This window comes from Paraburkholderia sp. Clong3 (genome assembly GCF_050436485.1).
GTDB classification, from domain to species: domain Bacteria; phylum Pseudomonadota; class Gammaproteobacteria; order Burkholderiales; family Burkholderiaceae; genus Paraburkholderia; species Paraburkholderia tuberum.
Genome location: NZ_JBNDMH010000002.1, coordinates 2,646,131 through 2,665,024, shown reverse-complemented (window position 1 = coordinate 2,665,024; position 18,894 = coordinate 2,646,131). Strand labels below are relative to the sequence as shown.

Sequence of the window (18,894 nt, the reverse complement as noted above, 5' to 3'; positions counted from 1 at the left end):
CTGCGGCTCGCGGTGTTCGAGGGGCTCTGCAATGGCGGCAAAGATGATCGAAGCGATTCGCGGGCTCGAGCGAGAGCGTTTTCGCGCGATGGTCGATGGCGATGGGCAGTCGCTCGACACGCTGCTCGCGGACAACGTGAGCTACGTCCATACGAATGGCAAGCGCGAGACGAAGCGGCAGTTCATCGACGGGATCACCGCGGGGCGCCGTCGTTATCGGCAAATCGAGGTGCAGTCGCAGGATGTCTTGCCGGCCGGGCGCGAGACCTACGTCGTCACGGGCCGCGCGCTGATCGAGATGGAGGCGAACAATGGCGCGCTCCTGTTTCCGATTGCCTATACCGCGATTCACACGCACGAAGACGGGCAGTGGCGACTGATCGCGTGGCAGGCGACCCGTTGCGCGCTCGAGTGAGATTCTCATCGGGCGGGCGCGCCTCGTGAGCGCGTCTTCAGCGGCGGCGGAATGCGGGTGTGCATTCCGCTGCAGCAGGCTCGAGGCCCAACGCGAATTCACGCGGTCGCGCATTCGCCAGCTTTGTCGCGGCTGTTTGCGCCGTGCTCGTCTACATCGGCATCCGCCTCGCGCGTGCCGCGCATCGCTACCTGTCCCGCATACGGATGCCGCGCCGCCACCAGAAGCCGCGTGCAGCGTTCCGCCACGCGCCTGATCGTCGCGAGATCCGAGAAATCGAGACCGCTGTCGATACCCATCGCGTCGAGATTCATCGCGACTGTGACGAGATCGACGTTGCCGGTGCGCTCGCCATTGCCGAACAGACAGCCTTCGATGCGATCCGCGCCCGCCAGCAGCGCGAGCTGCGCCGCGGCCACGGCGGTGCCGCGATCGTTGTGCGGATGCACCGACAGCACGATGCTGTCGCGGTAACCGAGGTTGCGATGCATCCATTCGATCTGGTCGGCGAACACGTTCGGCGTGGCCGCTTCGACGCTTGCCGGCAGGTTGACGATCATCTTGTGATCGCGCGTAGGCCGCCACGTTTGCGCGAGCGCGTCGCACACCTCGCGCGCGAACGGCAGCTCGGTCGTGTTGAAGGTCTCGGGCGAGTACTGGAAGGTCCAGCGCGTGCCCGGCCGCGCCTGCGCGTGTTCCTTGATGAGGCCCGTGCCTTCGACGGCGAGCGCCTTGATCTCATCTTTCGACTGCTGGAACACGATGCGCCGGAACGACGGGCAGATCGCGTTGTACAGATGCACGATCGCGCGCGGCGCGCCTTCGAGCGCGTCGAACGTGCGTGCGATCAGCTCCGCGCGCGACGGCACGAAGACTTCGATCGTGACGTCGTCGGGAATGCGCCGCTCGTCGATCAGCTTGCGCACGAAGTCGAAATCGGTCTGCGACGCCGACGGAAAGCCCACTTCGATTTCCTTGAAACCGATCGCGACCAGCATCTCGAAGTATTCGAACTTCTGCGCGGCGTTCATCGGTTCGATCAGCGCCTGATTGCCGTCGCGCAGGTCCGTGCTCATCCAGACGGGTGCGGCGTCGACCGTGCGACTCGGCCATTTGCGGCCGGTCAGCCGGACGGCGGGAAAAGGGCGGTACTTTTCAGCGGGATTGCGCAACATGGTGAGGTGCCTCATTCGTGGTGTCGTCGGCGGAGGGTGGGGACGTCGAGCGGTTGGCCGACTGTTCACGCATGCACGCTGCGGATGCTGCCCATGCAACGTACATGTGATCCTCTCACATCGTCCGCGCAGTAAACGGACGAATGCAAACGACGACAGGTTGTGGAGAACTACGACGGGGGTGAAGCGAAACTGCGGGAACTACGGGGAGGACCGCCGACGACAACCGGAGCTGCCAGCGCGCGGCGCTACGCGAGACTTACGCCAGGCGTAGCGATAGGGGCCGCGCCAGGCGGCCGGAGATAATTCGGAGGGTGTTCGGAAGGGAACGCATGAGGCCAAATGTATGACGGCGTGCGTTGGCCGGTCAACCCGCGGCCGTCAGGCCGCCGTCTTCGCGATATCGACGATCAGCTCGACCTGCCGCTCGAGCGCGCCAGGCACCGGCGCTTCGCCGCGCAGCACGGCGTCGATCCAGGCGGCCGTGGTCGCCGCGTCGCGCGCTTCGGGCAGCTCCACTTCGGGCGCATCGGGCGACGAGCGCTCGTGCGGCAGCCGCGTCTCGCAGATGCCGTCATGCAGCCAGTCCACCTGCACCTGGCGGCGCGTATCGGCGACCGCCTCGCCTTCGGTGCCGCGCGCGAGCAGCGCACCGCCGACGGCCGCATCGGGATGCGTGACGAACAGCTGAGTGAGACTGTCGCGATACGGCGGATGCGTGTAGTTCACGAGCCGCAATCCCGCGGGCGCGAACGGCTGCAGCAGCTTCACGAGCGTATGCGTCGAATTGCGCACGCCCATGCGCCGGCGCAGCGCGAGCAGGCGCGCGAGCTTGGGCGCCAGTACGTCGATCGAGGCGAACGCGACGCGGCGCTCCGCAAGTCCAGCTTCGATCTGCGTGTGCGACTGCGCATGGGCGATGCGCAGATGTGTGAAGATTTCCGCGCTCGTCACCCGACCCAGATCCTCGGTGACGCCGTGTACCAGCACCGGCACGCCTTCGCGGGCGAGCAGCAGCGCGAGCAGCGGCACGAGGTTCGGCTGCTTGCGCGCGCCGTTGTACGACGGAATCGACACCGGCCGAAACGCGCCGTGCGGCAGCCGCACCGGCTCGAACGACGTATGCGCGGCTGCCAGCATCGCGGCGAGTTCGTCGGCGGTTTCGCCTTTCACGCGATACGCGAGCAGCACCGCGCCGAGTTCGAGATCGTCGACGCGGCCGTCGAGCATCGCGGTGTAGAGCGAGCGCGTGTCGTCGGCGGTCAGCGCGCGGGCGCCATTCGGGCCGCGGCCGATTTCCTTGATGAATCGGGCCCAGGGGAAGGGAGAAGTGGTATCGGTGGAGTCGGTCATCGTGCGCAAGAGGCGGGTGGCGTGCCGCGCCTGGCGGTTCGCTACGCCATTCGGGGAACAGTTCGGTGTGAGTATCGCATCTATGGCGAGCGGGCGAACAGCAACGAAGCGGGCACGCAGTGGCGCGCGACGGGCCGCCTGACACGCCCCCGCGCCGTGCCGCGCGTTACACTCGATGTTTCTCGCCGCCTCGGCGGCACACATCGGAAAACGGAGAACGGGATGAGTTACGTATTTGCACCCGCACCGCAGGTCGCGGTGCCGGTCGTGGGGTCGGGCGAGCAGTTCGCGGTGCGCCGCATCTACTGCGTGGGGCGCAACTACGAGGCGCACGCGCGTGAAATGGGCCACGACCCGGACCGCGAGCCGCCGTTCTTCTTCACGAAGCCGGCCGATGCGATCGTGTACGTCGCGCCGGGCACGACCGGCGAATTTCCGTATCCGTCGCAGACCAGGAACGTCCATTTCGAAATGGAAATGGTCGCGGCGATCGGCGAGGGCGGCAAAGACATCCCCGTCGACCGCGCGCTCGACCACGTCTACGGCTACGCGCTCGGTCTCGACATGACGCGCCGCGACCTGCAAGGCGAAGCGAAGAAAATGGGTCGTCCGTGGGATACCGCCAAGGGCTTCGATCACTCGGCGCCGCTCGGCCCGATCCATCCGGCTTCGACGGTTGGTCACATCGGCAAAGGCGAGATCTGGCTGTCGGTGAATGGCGAGGACAAGCAGCGCGCGGATGTGTCGCAGCTGATCTGGTCGGTGGCCGAGACGATCGCGTATCTGTCGACGCTGTTCGAACTGCGGCCTGGCGACCTGATTTTCACCGGCACGCCGGAAGGCGTCGGCGCGGTCGTGAAGGGTGACCTGATGAAGGGCGGCGTGGACGGGCTCGGCGAGTTCAGCGTGCGCGTCGTCTGAGACGGCTTGCGTGCAGGTGGAGGAGGCAGACAACATGAAGCTCTACAGCTATTTCCGTAGCTCGGCGTCGTATCGCGTGCGCATCGCGCTGAACGTGAAGAACCTGTCGTACGACTACGTACCCGTGCACCTCGTGCGCGAAGGCGGCGAGCAGCTGAAGCCCGCGTATCGCAAGATCAACCCCGACTGCATCGTGCCGACGCTCGCCGACGGCAGTCATTTGCTGCCGCAGTCGCTCGCGATCATCGAGTATCTCGAGGAGACGCATCCCGAGCCGCCGCTGCTACCGAAGGCACCGCTCGATCGCGCGTATGTGCGCTCGGTGGCGCTGCAGGTCGCGTGCGAGATTCATCCCCTGAACAATCTGCGCGTGCTGCGCTATCTGAAGCACACGCTGCGAGTCGACGACGACGCGAAGGACGCGTGGTACCGGCACTGGATCGACGCGGGCTTCGCGACGCTGGAGACGCATCTTGCCGGCGACGCGCGCACCGGCAAACTGTGTTTCGGCGACGCACCGACACTCGCCGACGCGTGCCTGATTCCGCAGGTATTCAACGCGCAGCGCTTCAAGGTCGACACCGCAAAGTTTCCGACGATCCAGCGCATCTACGATCACGCGATGCAACTCGACGCGTTCGCGCGCGCGGCGCCGGGCGTGCAGCCGGACGCGGAGTGAGCCCGGGATCGCTGACACGTCGACGGTAGCTTGAAACGAAAAAAGGGCGCTCCGCTGAGTGCCCTTTTCCTTTGGTTCGCCGCGAGCGCCGAGCGCCGCAACGATCACGCGATCAGCCGCCCAGTAGCGCGTCCGAGAACTCCTCCGCGCTGAACGGCTGCAGATCCTCGACCTTTTCGCCGACGCCGATGAAATACACCGGAATCGGCCGCTGCCGCGCGATCGCCGCGAGGATGCCGCCCTTCGCGGTGCCGTCGAGCTTGGTGACGATCAGGCCGGTGAGCCCGAGCGCGTCGTCGAACGCCTTGACCTGTGTGAGCGCGTTCTGGCCGGTGTTCGCGTCGATCACGAGCAGCACTTCGTGCGGCGCGCCGTCCTGCGCCTTGCCAATCACGCGCTTCACCTTGCGCAGTTCTTCCATCAGATGAAGTTGCGTGGGCAGGCGGCCGGCCGTGTCGGCCATCATCACGTCGATCTTGCGCGCGCGCGCGGCGCCGACCGCGTCGAAGATCACCGCGGCCGGGTCGCCGCTTTCCTGCGCGACCACGGTCACGTTGTTGCGCTGGCCCCACACGGCGAGTTGCTCGCGCGCGGCGGCGCGGAACGTGTCGCCGGCGGCGAGCAGCACCGATTGGTCAAAGCTCTGCAGATGCTTCGCGAGCTTGCCGATGCTCGTGGTTTTGCCCGCGCCGTTGACGCCGGCGATCATCATCACGAGCGGCTGCGCGCGGCCGAGCATCAGCGATTTTTCGAGCGGCTTGAGCAACTCGACGAGCAGTGTGCGCAAGGCGGTTTTGACCTGCAGGGGGGCCGTCAGGCGTTCGCCGCGCACTTTTTCGCGCAGCGCTTCGAGCAGGAATTCGGTCGCCTCGACGCCGGCGTCAGACATCAGCAGCGCGGTTTCGAGTTCCTCGTACAGGTCCTCGTCGATCTTCGTGCCGACGAAAATGCCGGTCAGGTTCGAACTGGTTTTCGCGAGGCCGCTCTTCAGACGCGTAAGCCACGAGCGCTTCTCGCCGGCATCCTGCACGGGCGGCGGGACGATTTCGACGGTGTCGAGCATGGCGTCTGGCGGCTCGGGCTGCGGCTCGATGATCGTCGTGGCCACAGGAACGGGAGGCGCGGTAGGCTCGATCGGTTCGGCGGTCGCAACGGCCTCGGCCTCGGCCTCGGGTGCCGCGCCGTCTTGCGCCGCCAGCGATTCGTCTGCGGCGGTATCGGACTCTTTCGAGCCCTTGAATCGTTTGAAAAAGCTGAACATGATCTGACGTATGGGAGAGCGCGCCGATGCGCGCAGCCGGCACGGGACCGGCGAAGCGGTGGGCAGCGCCGGGATGCGAAAAGGCGGGGCGCTGGCAGCCGCACATTTTATCAGGCGTGCCGCGGCGCGTCGTATCGGCCGCTCGGCCAGGCTGGACGCGCGCCAACCCTGTGGTAACGTGAGCGCTCCGGCCCGCGCGCATCGACGCCGCGGGCGTGTTCATCACCTAGCTGAAACTGCACGATACTGGATGCCTCGTTTAGCACCTTCACGCGCCGCTGGCGCTTCGTCCAAAAGTGGCAAACCGCATGCCATTCGCATCATCGGCGGCGACTGGAAACGCACGCCGCTGCCCGTGCTCGATCTGGACGGCTTGCGCCCGACGCCCGACCGCGTCCGCGAAACGCTGTTCAACTGGCTCGGCCAGCGTCTGGACGGCCAGCACTGCCTCGATCTGTTCGCTGGTAGTGGGGTGCTCGGCTTCGAGGCCGCGTCGCGCGGCGCCGCTCGCGTGCTGATGGTGGAGCGCCATGCGCGCGCTGCCGGCCAGTTGCGCGCAAACCAGCAGCGGCTCGATGCACGCATGATCGAAATCGCCGAGGCGGACGGCCTGCGTCTTGCGGCGAGTCTCGCGCCAGGCTCGTTCGACGTCGTGTTCCTCGATCCGCCGTTCGATGCCGACCTGCTCGGCAAGGCGCTCGCGGTGGCCGTGCCGCTCGTGCGCGCCGGCGGCTATCTTTATGTCGAAGCCGGCGAAGCGCTCGAACCGGCCGCTCACGAGCCGCTGTCAGGCTGGGAACTCGTTCGGCAGGGCAAAGCGGGCGCTGTGCACTTTCATTTGCTGCAGCGCGAAAATAAGGAATAATGCGCGTTCCAAAAAAGGGCCGGGCGGTTTATCGTCATCCGCGCCGGTGCGAAATGCGTCGCCCGGACGTGCCCTTTTGTCTGAAGAGAGGAGAAGTCTCATGGTAGTCGCCGTGTACCCGGGCACGTTCGACCCGCTGACGCGCGGTCACGAAGACCTCGTTCGGCGCGCGTCGAGCATTTTCGACACGCTGGTGGTGGGTGTGGCCGACAGCCGTGCCAAGAAGCCGTTTTTCACTCTCCAGGAGCGCCTCGCGATTGCGCATGAGGTGCTCGGCCACTATCCGAACGTCCAGGTGATGAGCTTCAAGGGACTGCTGAAGGACTTCGTGCGGACCAACAACGCGCGGGTGATCGTCAGGGGGCTGCGCGCGGTGTCGGACTTCGAGTACGAGTTCCAGATGGCGGGCATGAACCGTTATCTGCTGCCCGACGTCGAGACGATGTTCATGACGCCGTCCGATCAGTATCAGTTCATCTCGGGCACGATCGTGCGCGAGATCGCGCAATTGGGCGGCGACGTCAGCAAGTTCGTGTTCCCGTCCGTCGAAAAATGGCTGAAGGAGAAGGTCGCTTCGCTGGATCCGCAGGACGGCGCTCAGGGGACCTGAGCCTGAGTCGCGCGAATGCTGGTTTTGACGGATCAAGACCGGCCAGGCCTCGGTGATCGGCGCCAGGTGCATCGGTCGGCTGTTCTAAGTAATGTTGGCGAGCCGTATTGGCGGCGAACGTCAATCCTGTCGTTATGCACGGGCATCGGTGTATTCGATGGTTCGCGCAAGCTGCGATGTCAATGATGATGCGAAGAACAAGAATTGTCTCTTCATCGCAAACGGGGCGATCATCAATAGTCACGCCGGCTTGTCAGGTTCCTACGGGACCCTATCCGGAAAACGTCACGGGCGTGGGCAATCGATATACCTTTGTCCAATTCGCCGAGTAGGAACTGACGAAGCGCACCAGTACGGTACGATGGATTTCAACAGGATGACAGGTGCCGCATACGTGGAATTGCCGGAGCGGAGCAACTAGACGGGCATTGCAAGAGGAATGAGGAGTTTTTCCTAACCGGATAGTGCCGGCTTAACCGAAGCAGAACAATGTCAGCTTCCCTTCGCAGCTTTCGTGAACGCCTCCGCAAGTTTGTCGAAGTGCCGGAGGGCCGCGGGCGTCAGCTCGACCTGTTTGCGGCGAGCGTCTTCGGTGTCGTCGAGCAGGAGCCAGCCCTTTTCGCGCATTGACGTGATACGGGCATGCAAGGTAGCCGGCGACCCCAGCGCACTTTGGGCCATCATGTCTCGAACCGACAGGCGTTCGTTTTTTTGCCTCATGCGAGCAACGAACTCCAGGATCTTTTCTTCGAGCGGATCGAGCGCGGGAAGTGAGGGAAGACCTCGCAGTGCTTCGGTCAATTGAAGAAATCGAAGATAGATATCAGCAGGGCGGCTCATGACCATCGCTCCAACGAAAACGCCGCTCACCCGAGCGCGGAAAGCGAACCTTGATGCCCTGCGACGACCGGGCTTCCCTATTTTATCTCCATGTCCAGCTTACGTTTGGGTTTGCTCCCGGTCGCGGGCACGGCCATCGCGTTCGCGCTGTCGCTCTGGATCAACCAGGAAGTCTTCACGCACATCGAGTTCGTCCGGGGCGAGAACTGAATCTACCTGCCGTCAGGAGTCAGACTATTGAGCACCTTGCTTCTGGGGGGCGATGGCGCAATCGGCTTGCTATTAGCGAGCTGGCTCGTCGACCTCTTCTATTTCTTCCCGCACGCCCCTGTGCGGTCAATCGGCGGCGGAATCATCGCTACGGTGGCGCCGTATGCGGTGTATCGCCAAAGCTTCTTCTTGATGTGTGGCGGCGATTCGTCCGGCGCGCTCAGCGTACGGCCTCGTACTCTTTTGCACGGGTATAAAAGGAAAAAGCAGGTTGAGCATGGGCTTTTGCCGTTATGCAACCGATCAAACGTAACCGACCGGTCGGCGCGAGCCAGAAAACCGGTCGGTCCGGACAGCGCGTTCCACGCGAACCATTTCTCTCAGGTGTGGCCGTTACAAAAACTATAACGATAAAGTTGCGCGTTGGCAAGGTTCGTGGGGGTGATCAACTCGAGCCGTCGCTGGAGGACGATTGGCTGCTTTCCGAAGGCGGATTCAACCGGTCGATGCAAAACCAGGATCGTCGATCAAGTGGCGAAGGCTGTAGGGCGCTAGGTGCTCGTAGAGGATCGGCCAATCTACCGCGAGTAGCGGAATAGTTGGGTCTTTCCGACACCAGTACGCAACAAACCGCGCCCAGCCCCCGAGAAACATTCCGTTGCCAGAACTCAGCAGACACGGAGGGCGAGCGACAGGCGGAACCAGCATCCGCGGCATTCCCGCCGCCAGGGTTTCAAGGGCGTCCGACGATTCGTGTAACGCCAGCAGACTGTCCTCGGCATCAGACAGGTATCGACGTACTTCTTCTGCGACGCATGTGCTGCGAAGTTCCAGGTAAGAGGCGCGGACTTCATCAAGTACTGAAGTGGGCACACGCGAATAATTGGAGCCACCCAGCCTTTCCAAAGCAGCGCGCCTGACGAAGTCAGGAAGCGCACCCAACCTTGTTTCGCAGCCGAGCAACGCATCTTGAAAGAAGGGATAGCACGCGAGCCATGCAGCAGGCGGGCGGCCTACTGGTCGGCGTGCCGATAGCCACCGGTTCGTCCGGATAGCGCGTTCCGTTCCAGCCTGTTCTCTCAGGTTCATCGCTATAAAAAGCATATCAATCTGGACGCGGCTCTGCATGCTTGTCGAGCCGGGCATAAAGCTATACATGGGTTTTCGGTCGCGTCGCGCAGAACTTGAGGGCCTCGCGAAATTTTTTCCGTGAGCGTCACGATATCTGTGACTGAAAGCCTGCTGCTTGTGCTCGCGGAACGCCATACGGGCACGCTATGATGCATTCGGCAAAAGCAACCGAGGATGGCTCACCGCAATGTCTAGCTTACGTTTGCATTTTTGGTCGATCGCTGGGACCCTGATCGCGTTCCTGGCGTCGCTGTGGATCAATCAGGAGGTGTTTACGCACACGTCTTTCGTGCGAGGCGTCAACTGGATTTTCCTGCCGTCTGGTGTTCGGCTTCTCAGCACGTTGCTGGTTGGGTTCGATGGTGCACTCGGCCTGCTGCTTGCCGGACTGATTACAGACTTTCTGTACTGGTTTCCGCATGACCCGGTGCGTGCAATAGCAGGCGCTTTGCTTGGGTCACTGGCACCGTATCTGGTCTACAGGTTTGCGCTCGAGTATTTCGATCTGCGCGCATCGCTGACGAACCTGACGCCGAAGCGGCTGCTTGTTCTGGCTGTCGCCTATTCGGGAGCAAATACGCTGTTTCACCACCTGTGGTTCGCGCTGGCCGGTACGACGAAGAACTGGTTCGAAAGCTTCTTCACGATGTTTGTGGGTGATCTGGCCGGCGCGCTAATCATTCTGTATGTGATGAAGGCACTGCTGGCCCTGTTGCCGAAACAGCCCGGCAATTCCCGCGTGTCGAATGGCATGTTCAGCATCCAGTTGGCGTTGAACAGCGCATATGCCAACCAGTTTGCGACGAAGGCTACCTGGCCGAGAAGCGCAGCCGTCCATGACCCTGGCGTGGGATTGCACGGCCGTGCGGGGGCGAAAAAGCTATAATGTATTGTTTTCTCTAGCAAAGTTGGTGGCGGCATGGCCCTGATGATTACCGACGAGTGCATCAATTGCGACGTCTGCGAGCCCGAGTGCCCGAACGACGCGATTTCGATGGGCCCGGAAATCTATGTGATCGACCCGAAGAAGTGCACCGAGTGCGTCGGTCATTTCGACGAGCCGCAATGCATTCAGGTGTGTCCGGTCGAGTGCATTCCGCGTGACCCGAACCACTTGGAAACGCCCGAAGGTTTGATGGCGAAATATCACGCGTTGCAGGCCGCCAAGGGCACCTGACGTTCGCGGGAGACGCGCAAAAGAAAACGGCGAAGGCCTGCGGACCTTCGCCGTTTTCTTTTGGGGGCGGCGTTTCCGTTATCCGACGTAAGCGCTGAAAATGCCGCGCAAAGCGTCGAGCAATATGTCGCATTCGGCGTCGGTGCCGACCGAGATCCGCAAATGCTGGTCGATGCGCGGCGCGTTGAAATGCCGCACGAAAATTTCCTGTTGCCGCAGCCGCGACGCGAGCGTCGCCGCGTCGTACCCCTCATGCCGCGCGAACAGCAGATTCGCCGCCGATGGCACCACCTCGAAGCCGAACGCGGTCAATTCCGCCGCAAGCCGTTCGCGGCTCGCGATCACCTTCGCGCAGCATTCGCGAAACCACGCGTCGTCTTCGTAGGCGGCGGTGGCCGCGACTTGCGCGAGGCGGTCGAGCGGGTACGAATTGAAGCTGTCCTTCACGCGATTGAGCGCATCGATCAACGCAGGATCGCCGAACGCAAAGCCGACGCGCATGCCGGCGAGCGAACGCGACTTCGACACGGTCTGCACGACGAGCAGATTCGGATAGCGCGCGATCAGCGCAATCGCCGACTCGGCGCCGAAGTCGACATACGCTTCGTCAATCACCACGACCGAATCAGGATGGCTCGCGACGAGGCGTTCGATTACCGCGAGCGGCAGCGGCCGGCCGGTCGGCGCGTTCGGATTCGGAAACAGGATGCCGCTGTTGGGCACCGTGTAGTCGTCGACGTTGATCGCGAAGCTGTCGTCGAGGGGGATGGTCCGGTAGTCGACCTCGAACAGCTTCGCGTAGGTCGGATAGAAGCTGTAAGTGATGTCGGGAAACAGCAGCGGCTTGTCGTGCTTGAGCAAGGCCTGGAACGTTAGCGCGAGTACCTCGTCCGAGCCGTTGCCCGCGAACACCTGCTCGGCGCGGATGCCGTGATACGCGGCGACCGTTTCGCGCAGCTTGCGTGCGCTCGGATCGGGATAGCGGCGCAGTGCGTCGGCCGTATCGCCGAGCTCGCGGCGGATCGCGTCTAGCACGCGCGGCGACGGCGGATACGGATTCTCGTTGGTATTCAGCTTCACCGGATGCGCGAGCGCGGGCTGCTCGCCCGGCACGTACGGCGTCAGACGGTAAACGATGTCGCTCCAGTAGCGGCTCAAGCGATTCTCCTTGCGGGGCCGATTGCGGGTGTCGATGAGTGTGGCGCGCGTCAGCTGTTGTTGCGATGCAGTTGCATCATTGCGCGTTCGAGCTCGCCCTTGATGATCTGCGGCATCACCGCGAGCGCGCGTTCGATCGACGCGTCGATGACCTCCTGCTCTTCTCGCCGCGGCGGCTTCAGCACATAGTTCGCGACGTCCGGCTTCGCGCCGGCGCGCGCGCTTTCGGGAATCAGATCGCGCGGATGGCCGATGCCGATCCGCAGCCGCCAGTATTGCTGCGACGACAGATGCGCGCTGATGTCCTTCAGCCCATTATGCCCGCCGCTGCCGCCGCCGAGCTTCAGCTTGACGCTGCCGGGTGGCATGTCGAGCTCGTCGTGCGCGACGAGGATCTCGTCGGGAAGAATCTTGAAGAATTGCGCGAGCGCGACGACCGATTGACCAGAGCGGTTCATGTAGGTTTGCGGCTCGAGCAGATGCACTTCCTCGCCATGCAACCGCGCTTTCGCGTAAAAGCCGTGAAAGCGCCGCTCGTCGCGCAGCGCGGTGCTGGCCTCGCGCGCGAGTTGATCGACCAGCCAGCAGCCGGCGTTGTGACGCGTCGCGGTGTATTCGGCGCCCGGATTGCCGAGCCCGACGATCAGCTTGATCATGATTGCGTGAGTCCACCAAGTCCGGAAGTGAAACGTACCGGACTAGAAAAGCCGAAAAAAAACCCGCCAGGGCGAACCTCGGCGGGTCACATCGACCGTTTCATAGGAAACGGATCGAGAGGATTGCTTGCTTCGAACCGGAAGGCTCTTAAGCAGCCGGCGTTTCGCCACCTTCAGCAGCAGCAGCGTCTTCAGCGATTGCGCCAGCCGGGATCGTTGCAGCAGCGACCACCGGGTTTTCCGCGTCGACGTGGGCCACGAGCGCCACACCTGCCGGCAACGGGATGTCCTTCGCGTGAACCGATTGACCTGCTTCGATCTTCGCGAGGTCGACTTCGATGAACTCCGGCAGTGCCGACGGCAAGCACTCGATTTCGATTTCGTTGAGGATGTGCGAAATCACCGCGCTCGACAGCTTCACTGCCGGGTTGGTTTCCTGGTTCAAGAAGTGCAGCGGCACCTTGGTGTGCAGCTTCTTCGTCGCGTCGACGCGCTGGAAGTCCACGTGCAGCACGAGCTGACGGAATGGGTGGTATTGCACGTCGCGCAGCAGAACCTGTTGCGACTTGCCTGCCACTTCCAGATCGAGGATCGACGAGTGGAAAACTTCTTTCTTCAGCGCGTGCCACAGGGCGTTGTGATCGAGTTCGATCAGTTGCGTGTCAGCGCCGGCGCCATAAACGATACCCGGGGTCTTGCCCGAGTTACGCAGGCGGCGGCTCGCACCCGTACCTTGCAGGGAACGCTCGAAAGCGACTACTTTCATGTTGAATCTCCAATGCACTGCCCGCGACCAGGCAGTAAAAACAGGGCCTCGAAGCCGTAATGGCTGAGGCCCAGGATAGCGGCAAGAACCTTCGTTCGTTCATGCCGATTGTGCAAAAACGCCGCGTGTCGCATGAAGCGGTACGCGGTGTCTTCGCAAATACTTAACTCTCAGCGAACAGCGACATCACCGAATCGCCGCGGCGGATGCGCGAGAACGTTTCGGCGAGCAAACCGGCGCTCGTCAGCGAACGGATCTTCGCGCACGAACGGGCTTCTTCGCCGAGCGGAATCGTGTCAGTGACAACGAGTTCGTCGAGTGCGGAAGCGGCAATACGCTCACCTGCGCCGCCCGACAGAACCGGGTGGGTGGCGTACGCGAACACCTGCTTCGCGCCGCGTTCCTTCAGAACCTGCGCGGCCTTGCACAGCGTGCCTGCCGTGTCGACCATGTCGTCCATGATCACGCAGGTGCGGCCTTCGACTTCACCGATGATGTTCATCACTTCGGCGACATTCGCCTTCGGGCGACGCTTGTCGATGATCGCGAGATCGCAATTGAGCTGCTTCGCCAATGCACGGGCACGCACCACACCGCCGACGTCCGGCGAAACGACCAGCAGGTTCTCGTAGTTCTGCTTGCGCAGATCGCCGAGCAGCACGGGCGTTGCGTAGATGTTGTCGACTGGGATGTCGAAGAAGCCTTGAATCTGGTCGGCGTGCAGATCCATCGTGATGATCCGCTCGACGCCGGCGATTTCCAGCATGTTCGCCACGACCTTAGCCGAGATGGCGACGCGCGCCGAACGCGGGCGACGATCCTGACGGGCATAACCGAAGTAGGGGATGGCTGCGGTGATCCGGCCTGCGGATGCGCGCTTGAGCGCATCGACCATGATCATCAGTTCCATCAGATTGTCGTTAGTCGGCGCGCACGTGGATTGCAGGACGAAGACATCCTTGCCGCGCACGTTTTCCTGAATCTCGACTTGGATTTCACCGTCCGAGAAACGGCTAACCATTGCTTTGCCGAGGGGAATACCGAGGTTTTTGACGACTTCCTGTGCAAGCGCGGGATTTGCGTTGCCAGTAAAAACCATCAGGCCGTCATGGCTGCTCATCGTGCACCTACTTCAGGCTGGGGGCGGGAGAAATGCGAACTACAGCGAACTACGAGAATTTTTGGCAGGGGAGAAAGGATTCGAACCTTTGCATGCCGGAATCAAAATCCGGTGCCTTAACCAGCTTGGCGACTCCCCTACACTAACTTTGAGCTCCGTCGAACGTGGAGTTTCGTTCGACGATGCAAAACTTATGACGCGAAAGCAAAGAGTGGATGCTGATCCAAGCCCGCTGCTACTGCACTGTTCCACTCGCCGGGCAGTTTGGCTTGCGCCGCTTCTGCTTCAGCTTTGCTACGGAACGCTGCAAAAACACTGGCACCCGATCCGGACATCCGCGCTGGCGCGATGCTTTCAAACCACCGCAACACTTGCGCTACTTCCGCGTGCTTTCCTACGACAACCTGCTGCATGTCATTCCGGCCGAAGCTTTCTGGCCACTCAGTGTTGCAGCTGAGTTCTGCGGGAAAGTCCGTAACTATGAGGGGCTTTGTATCTCTTGTCAACGCTTTTTCGGAAAAAATCGCTGCAGTCGGAACCTGCACCCTCGGCGTCACTACCAAGAAGTGACGCGGCGGCAATTGTACAACGTCCAATGATTCTCCGACACCCTCTGCAAACGCATTTTTTCCAAATACGAAGAAAGGCACGTCCGCGCCGAGTTTCAACGCAAGATCCTGCAACTCCTGACGTGGCAGATCGAGCTTCCACAGGCGATTGAGCGCGAGCAGCGTCGTCGCCGCATCGGAACTGCCGCCGCCGAGGCCCGCGCCCATCGGCAGGCGCTTGTCGATTTCGATATCGACGCCTTCGCGGGAGCCCGTATGTACCTTCAGCAACGTCGCGGCGCGTACGGTCAGGTCATGCTCGGGTGGCACGTCGGCGATTTCGGTGCGGCGCGTGATGAGACCGTCGTCGCGTCGCGTGAAGTGCAGCGTGTCGCCCCAGTCAAGCAACTGGAAGACCGTCTGCAGCGTGTGATAACCATCCGGCCGACGGCCGGTGATGTGCAGGAAGAGATTGAGTTTCGCTGGCGCGAGACAGTCGCGCAGCGAATTGGTTGTTTCGATCATGAGTGAAGGCTACATGCGCCACGGTGGCGCCAAACGGGTAGCAAGGTTACGTGAGCGGATGCTGGGACAAAAGGCCCAGCAAGAACGACTCACTGATCCAGCACGAGCTTGATGTCGAGTGGCGGCTCCGAGCGGCTCAGATTGAGGCGCTTCACGCCGGTGGCTGGTGCATCGGCATAGGCCACATAGTCGATCGTCCAGCCGTCCTGGGTGATCTGCTTCAGGCGCGACGGTTGCTCCGGATCCTTCTCGGTCTTCGCGCGCGAAGTCGGCGCCGGCGACGGTTGCAGCCAGTAGCGCAACCCTTCGACCGGCAGCGAGAAGCCGAGCGCGTTCTGCATCAGCGTCGACACGTTATCGGCGGTGAGCGGCTGGCGGTTCGGCAATTCGAGCGTGGCCGAAGCCGGCGACGAAGTCACGATGGCCAGCGTCTGGCCAAGCGGATTGCGCAACTGCAGCGTGACGGTGTCGCCCGTTTCCTGCCACGAGAAATTGCCGTAAGCGTTGCGCTGCTGGCCGTTCTGATCGTTGTATTGGATCGCGAAGCGGCCCTGATACGAGCGGCTCGTCTGCGCGGTGACTTCGGTGGCGGCGTTCGACGTGGACGGCCCCTGCGGCTTCACCGACGCGCAGCCGGCCAGCGCGACAACCGCCGCCGCCGCGAAACCAACCGCGCTGCCGCGAGGCGCCCTGGAAAAAGAAATCAAACGGGAAAGACGCATCAAAGATTGTTTACCTGAAGACGTTGCAACGTTTTGACGAGAGTCTCGTTGTCGGGTTCGAGCTTGCGAGCCTCGCGAAACGCGGCGCGCGCCTGTTCCTGCTCGCCGGCCTTCCACAGCACTTCGCCGAGGTGCGCGCCGATTTCCGCGTTCGGCTGGAGGCTGTATGCCTTGCGCAGCAGCTTGATCGCATCGGCCGTGTTACCCATCCGGTACTTGACCCAGCCGACGCTGTCCATGATGAACGCATCGTTCGGTGCGAGCGCCGAGGCCTTCTCGACCAGCTTGTCCGCCTCTGGCAGGCGCTGGTTGCGATCTGCGAGCGAATAGCCGAGCGCGTTATACGCCTGCGGATTGTCCGGCTGCGTCTCGATCAGCTTGCGCAGCTGCGCTTCCATGATGTCGTAATGGCCGGTTTTCTCGGCGGCCATCGCGTAGTCGTAGGTGAGGTCGGGGTCGTCGGGAAAGTTCGCCGTGGCTTGCTGCAGACGCGCTTCGGCCTCCGGGTAGCGCTTCGCGTCGAACAGGATCGCCGCATCGGTGCGCGCGATCAGCGCCACATCACGCGGATCGGAGGTCTGCAAGTTGGAGAGCAACTGGCGCGCCTCCTCGGTCTTGCCCTGTTTCGCGAGCAGTTGCGCGCGGGTAATCTGCGCGGCCAGGTATTGTTGACTCGCTGGCGAGATCCTGTTCAGCCAGTCGCTCGCGGCCGCCTCATTCTTCTGTTCGAGCGCTAGCTGCGCGAGGTAGATGTAGGCCTGGCCCGCATCGACACCCGGCGTCTTCTCGGCCTGCTGCGCGTACTGCATCAGATACGTCTGCGCTTCGGGGAGATTTTTCTGCTGGATCTTGATCAGCGCGAGCGCCATCAACGGTGTCAAGTCGTTGGGGTTTGCCTTGCGCATGAGCTCGAACTGCTTCTGCGCGTCGTCGAGACGGTCGCTGGCAAGATACATCTGCGCCAGCGCGAGCCGTGCGTCATGCGATTTCGGATTCTGCTGCACGTACTTTTCGAGCGACGCGATGCCTTCCTTGCGCTCCTCCGGACCCATTTGCGACAGCATCAACGCCGCCGGCAGATAGTCGGGCTTGATCGTGAGCGCCTGCTCGAGCGACTTGTGCGCGCCCGGCGCGTCGTCGGCCAGCAGCTGCTGACGCGCGAGGGCCAGTTGCGCCTCCGGCCGGTTCATGTCGTTCTTCAGCAGGTCCTGCAACACGTGCAGGCCACCGACGCGGTTCGGGCCGCGCGACAACAGCAGTTGCAGCGCGAGGACCGCGCTGCCGCGATTTTCCTCGGGTACCTTCGCCAGTTCTTGCGACAGGATCGGCGACGCATCGTCGGGCCTGCCAGACAGCACGAGCAGCGACGCGTCGAGCTGGGCGGCGCGTTCCGAACTCGGCGCGTACTGTTGCCACAGTTGCGCGGCGGCGAGCGCGTCCGACGGGCTCTGCGCCGCCAGCGCTATTTCGGTGGCGCGTTGCGCCATGCGCGGGTCGTGAGTGTCGCGCGCGAGCGCGAGGTAGGTCTGATAGGCCGGTGCCGGTTGGTCGCGCTGCAGCGCGATCTCGGCGGCCAGCACCTGGAAGACGATCTGGCTCGACAGCGGCACGCCGGGCAGCGACTTTTCGTCTTCAGGTGTTGCCGGACCCAGCGGGTCCGGCATCGTGACCGACGTGTCGTCGGAATCCGGCGTCGGGTCCTGCGCATGCGCGGGCACGGCGGCCAGCGCCCACAATCCGAGCACGGCCGCACCGAGCATCCGGCGAGCGGACACGGCGAGCGGCACGTTGGACACGCGCGCGCGGCGCTTTGATAGCAGCTTCACGAAGGACACGTTCATGGAAATCCGTTCAATGTTTCAGTCGATTGTAACGCGCTCGCTACAATACGCGCACAACCACTCACGCAAGTAGCAGACCAATCAGCCATGCCAGAGTTGCCAGAAGTCGAGGTTACCCGACGGGGGATCGAACCGTATGTGTCCGGGCGCAAGGTTGAGCGCGTCGACGTGCGGACGGCCGCGCTGCGCTGGCCAATTCCGGCCGACCTTGCGAAAACCTTGCGCGGCCACGTGGTGCGCAAAGTCGAGCGACGCGGCAAGTATTTGCTGTTCGAAATCGACGCTGGGTGGTTCATCGTCCACCTCGGCATGACGGGCACGTTGCGCGTTCTGCGTCATGTGCCGCATCCGCCTGCCGCGGCGAAGCACGATCATGTCGACTGGATCTTCGACGACTTTATCCTGCGCTATCGTGATCCCCGCCGCTTCGGCGCGGTGCTATGGCATCCGCGCGAAGCAGGCGACATCCTCGAACATCCGCTGCTCGCGAGCCTTGGCGTCGAGCCTTTCTCGCCGGCTTTTTCGGGCGCGCTGATGCATCGGTTGACGCGCGGGCGCAAGGTGTCGGTGAAGCAGGCGCTGCTGGCGGGGGACCTCGTGGTCGGCGTGGGCAATATCTACGCGTCGGAGAGTCTGTTTCGCGCGGGCATCCGGCCAACCACCGCGGCGGGCCGCGTGTCGCTCGTGCGTTATGAACTGCTGGCCGATGCCGTGCGCGTGACGCTCGCCGCCGCGATCGACAGGGGCGGCAGCACGCTGCGCGATTTCGTCGGCAGCGACGGCGAAAGCGGCTATTTTCAGCTCGACTACTTCGTCTATGATCGCGCGGGCCTGCCATGCCGCGTGTGTGGAACGCCAATCAAACAGATCGTGCAGGGGCAACGCTCCACGTACTTCTGTCCCACTTGCCAGCGCTAGATT

20 protein-coding genes, 1 tRNA gene and 1 pseudogene are annotated in these 18,894 nt (G+C 62.8%); 9 read left to right on the top strand and 13 right to left on the bottom strand.

Features of this window, described 5'->3' with window-relative positions; all coding sequences use genetic code 11:
* The first annotated feature begins 31 nt into the window (after positions 1-31).
* Positions 32-415, top strand: a complete 384-nt coding sequence (locus OKW30_RS16445) for a nuclear transport factor 2 family protein (RefSeq protein WP_008921685.1) — start codon at positions 32-34, stop codon at positions 413-415.
* Between the two features lie 140 nt (positions 416-555).
* Here OKW30_RS16445 and OKW30_RS16440 read toward each other — a convergent pair.
* A pseudogene (locus tag OKW30_RS16440) lies at positions 556-1,590 on the bottom strand (2-isopropylmalate synthase); the annotation flags it as partial.
* Between the two features lie 381 nt (positions 1,591-1,971).
* Positions 1,972-2,943 carry a DNA-binding protein YbiB gene (gene ybiB, locus OKW30_RS16435; RefSeq protein WP_187628737.1) on the bottom strand — a complete coding sequence of 324 codons (972 nt, stop codon included), beginning with the start codon at positions 2,941-2,943 and terminating at the stop codon, positions 1,972-1,974.
* A 222-nt stretch (positions 2,944-3,165) separates the two neighbouring features.
* Between ybiB and OKW30_RS16430 the strand changes: the two genes are divergently transcribed.
* Both OKW30_RS16430 and maiA read left to right on the top strand, forming a co-directional pair.
* Positions 3,166-3,864: a fumarylacetoacetate hydrolase family protein gene (locus OKW30_RS16430; protein ID WP_090802924.1), complete on the top strand. Its 699-nt coding sequence runs from the start codon at positions 3,166-3,168 to the stop codon at positions 3,862-3,864.
* A 34-nt stretch (positions 3,865-3,898) separates the two neighbouring features.
* Positions 3,899-4,543 carry a maleylacetoacetate isomerase gene (gene maiA / locus OKW30_RS16425; protein WP_184062501.1) on the top strand — a complete coding sequence of 215 codons (645 nt, stop codon included), beginning with the start codon at positions 3,899-3,901 and terminating at the stop codon, positions 4,541-4,543.
* Positions 4,544-4,655: 112 nt separating this feature from the next.
* On the opposite strand, the gene ftsY is transcribed toward maiA, so the two are convergent.
* Positions 4,656-5,804 (bottom strand): signal recognition particle-docking protein FtsY, encoded by a 1,149-nt coding sequence (ftsY, locus tag OKW30_RS16420; protein WP_429347115.1) that lies wholly within the window; start codon positions 5,802-5,804, stop codon positions 4,656-4,658.
* A 250-nt stretch (positions 5,805-6,054) separates the two neighbouring features.
* On the opposite strand from ftsY, the gene rsmD reads away from it, so the two are divergent.
* Together rsmD and coaD are read left to right on the top strand one after the other, a co-directional pair.
* Positions 6,055-6,669: a 16S rRNA (guanine(966)-N(2))-methyltransferase RsmD gene (gene rsmD / locus OKW30_RS16415; RefSeq protein ID WP_429347114.1), complete on the top strand. Its 615-nt coding sequence runs from the start codon at positions 6,055-6,057 to the stop codon at positions 6,667-6,669.
* A gap of 100 nt (positions 6,670-6,769) precedes the next feature.
* Positions 6,770-7,279, top strand: coding sequence for a pantetheine-phosphate adenylyltransferase (gene coaD, locus OKW30_RS16410; protein ID WP_062125937.1), 510 nt, complete (start codon positions 6,770-6,772; stop codon positions 7,277-7,279).
* Between the two features lie 492 nt (positions 7,280-7,771).
* Here the strand turns inward: coaD and OKW30_RS16405 are convergent, their stop codons facing one another.
* Complete coding sequence (locus OKW30_RS16405) at positions 7,772-8,119, bottom strand: winged helix-turn-helix domain-containing protein (RefSeq protein WP_429347113.1); 348 nt, start codon at positions 8,117-8,119, stop codon at positions 7,772-7,774.
* A gap of 237 nt (positions 8,120-8,356) precedes the next feature.
* Between OKW30_RS16405 and OKW30_RS16400 the strand changes: the two genes are divergently transcribed.
* Complete coding sequence (locus tag OKW30_RS16400; RefSeq protein WP_260336438.1) at positions 8,357-8,737, top strand: hypothetical protein; 381 nt, start codon at positions 8,357-8,359, stop codon at positions 8,735-8,737.
* An 87-nt stretch (positions 8,738-8,824) separates the two neighbouring features.
* Here OKW30_RS16400 and OKW30_RS16395 read toward each other — a convergent pair whose 3' ends face one another.
* Positions 8,825-9,487: a hypothetical protein gene (locus OKW30_RS16395; protein WP_429347112.1), complete on the bottom strand. Its 663-nt coding sequence runs from the start codon at positions 9,485-9,487 to the stop codon at positions 8,825-8,827.
* A 160-nt stretch (positions 9,488-9,647) separates the two neighbouring features.
* On the opposite strand from OKW30_RS16395, the gene OKW30_RS16390 reads away from it, so the two are divergent.
* Entirely contained in the window at positions 9,648-10,346 is a 699-nt protein-coding gene (locus OKW30_RS16390) for a hypothetical protein (protein ID WP_260336439.1), read from the top strand.
* A gap of 33 nt (positions 10,347-10,379) precedes the next feature.
* The gene (locus OKW30_RS16385) at positions 10,380-10,637 is read left to right on the top strand and encodes a YfhL family 4Fe-4S dicluster ferredoxin (protein WP_090802933.1); all 258 of its coding nucleotides are present in this window, start codon (positions 10,380-10,382) and stop codon (positions 10,635-10,637) included.
* A 78-nt stretch (positions 10,638-10,715) separates the two neighbouring features.
* Here OKW30_RS16385 and hisC read toward each other — a convergent pair whose 3' ends face one another.
* From hisC to OKW30_RS16345, 8 genes are all read right to left on the bottom strand, one after another.
* A complete protein-coding gene (gene hisC, locus OKW30_RS16380; protein WP_429347111.1) occupies positions 10,716-11,795 on the bottom strand; it encodes a histidinol-phosphate transaminase in 1,080 nt (359 codons plus the stop codon).
* Between the two features lie 50 nt (positions 11,796-11,845).
* Positions 11,846-12,451: an aminoacyl-tRNA hydrolase gene (gene pth / locus OKW30_RS16375; protein ID WP_429347110.1), complete on the bottom strand. Its 606-nt coding sequence runs from the start codon at positions 12,449-12,451 to the stop codon at positions 11,846-11,848.
* Positions 12,452-12,599: 148 nt separating this feature from the next.
* Complete coding sequence (locus OKW30_RS16370; RefSeq protein ID WP_090802936.1) at positions 12,600-13,217, bottom strand: 50S ribosomal protein L25/general stress protein Ctc; 618 nt, start codon at positions 13,215-13,217, stop codon at positions 12,600-12,602.
* Between the two features lie 163 nt (positions 13,218-13,380).
* A complete protein-coding gene (locus OKW30_RS16365; RefSeq protein WP_062125957.1) occupies positions 13,381-14,337 on the bottom strand; it encodes a ribose-phosphate pyrophosphokinase in 957 nt (318 codons plus the stop codon).
* A 62-nt stretch (positions 14,338-14,399) separates the two neighbouring features.
* A tRNA-Gln gene (locus OKW30_RS16360) sits at positions 14,400-14,476 on the bottom strand.
* Positions 14,477-14,528: 52 nt separating this feature from the next.
* Entirely contained in the window at positions 14,529-15,410 is an 882-nt protein-coding gene (gene ispE, locus OKW30_RS16355) for a 4-(cytidine 5'-diphospho)-2-C-methyl-D-erythritol kinase (protein ID WP_429347109.1), read from the bottom strand.
* 89 nt (positions 15,411-15,499) lie between these two features.
* On the bottom strand, positions 15,500-16,132 hold the full coding sequence (gene lolB / locus OKW30_RS16350; RefSeq protein WP_429347108.1) for a lipoprotein insertase outer membrane protein LolB: 633 nt from the start codon (positions 16,130-16,132) through the stop codon (positions 15,500-15,502).
* Positions 16,132-17,973 carry a tetratricopeptide repeat protein gene (locus OKW30_RS16345; protein WP_429347107.1) on the bottom strand — a complete coding sequence of 614 codons (1,842 nt, stop codon included), beginning with the start codon at positions 17,971-17,973 and terminating at the stop codon, positions 16,132-16,134. Before OKW30_RS16345 ends, lolB begins: the two co-directional genes overlap by 1 nt.
* 87 nt (positions 17,974-18,060) lie before the next feature.
* Here OKW30_RS16345 and mutM point away from each other — a divergent pair, with 87 nt between their 5' ends.
* Positions 18,061-18,891: a bifunctional DNA-formamidopyrimidine glycosylase/DNA-(apurinic or apyrimidinic site) lyase gene (mutM, locus tag OKW30_RS16340; protein WP_184067039.1), complete on the top strand. Its 831-nt coding sequence runs from the start codon at positions 18,061-18,063 to the stop codon at positions 18,889-18,891.
* Positions 18,892-18,894: the final 3 nt, after the last annotated feature.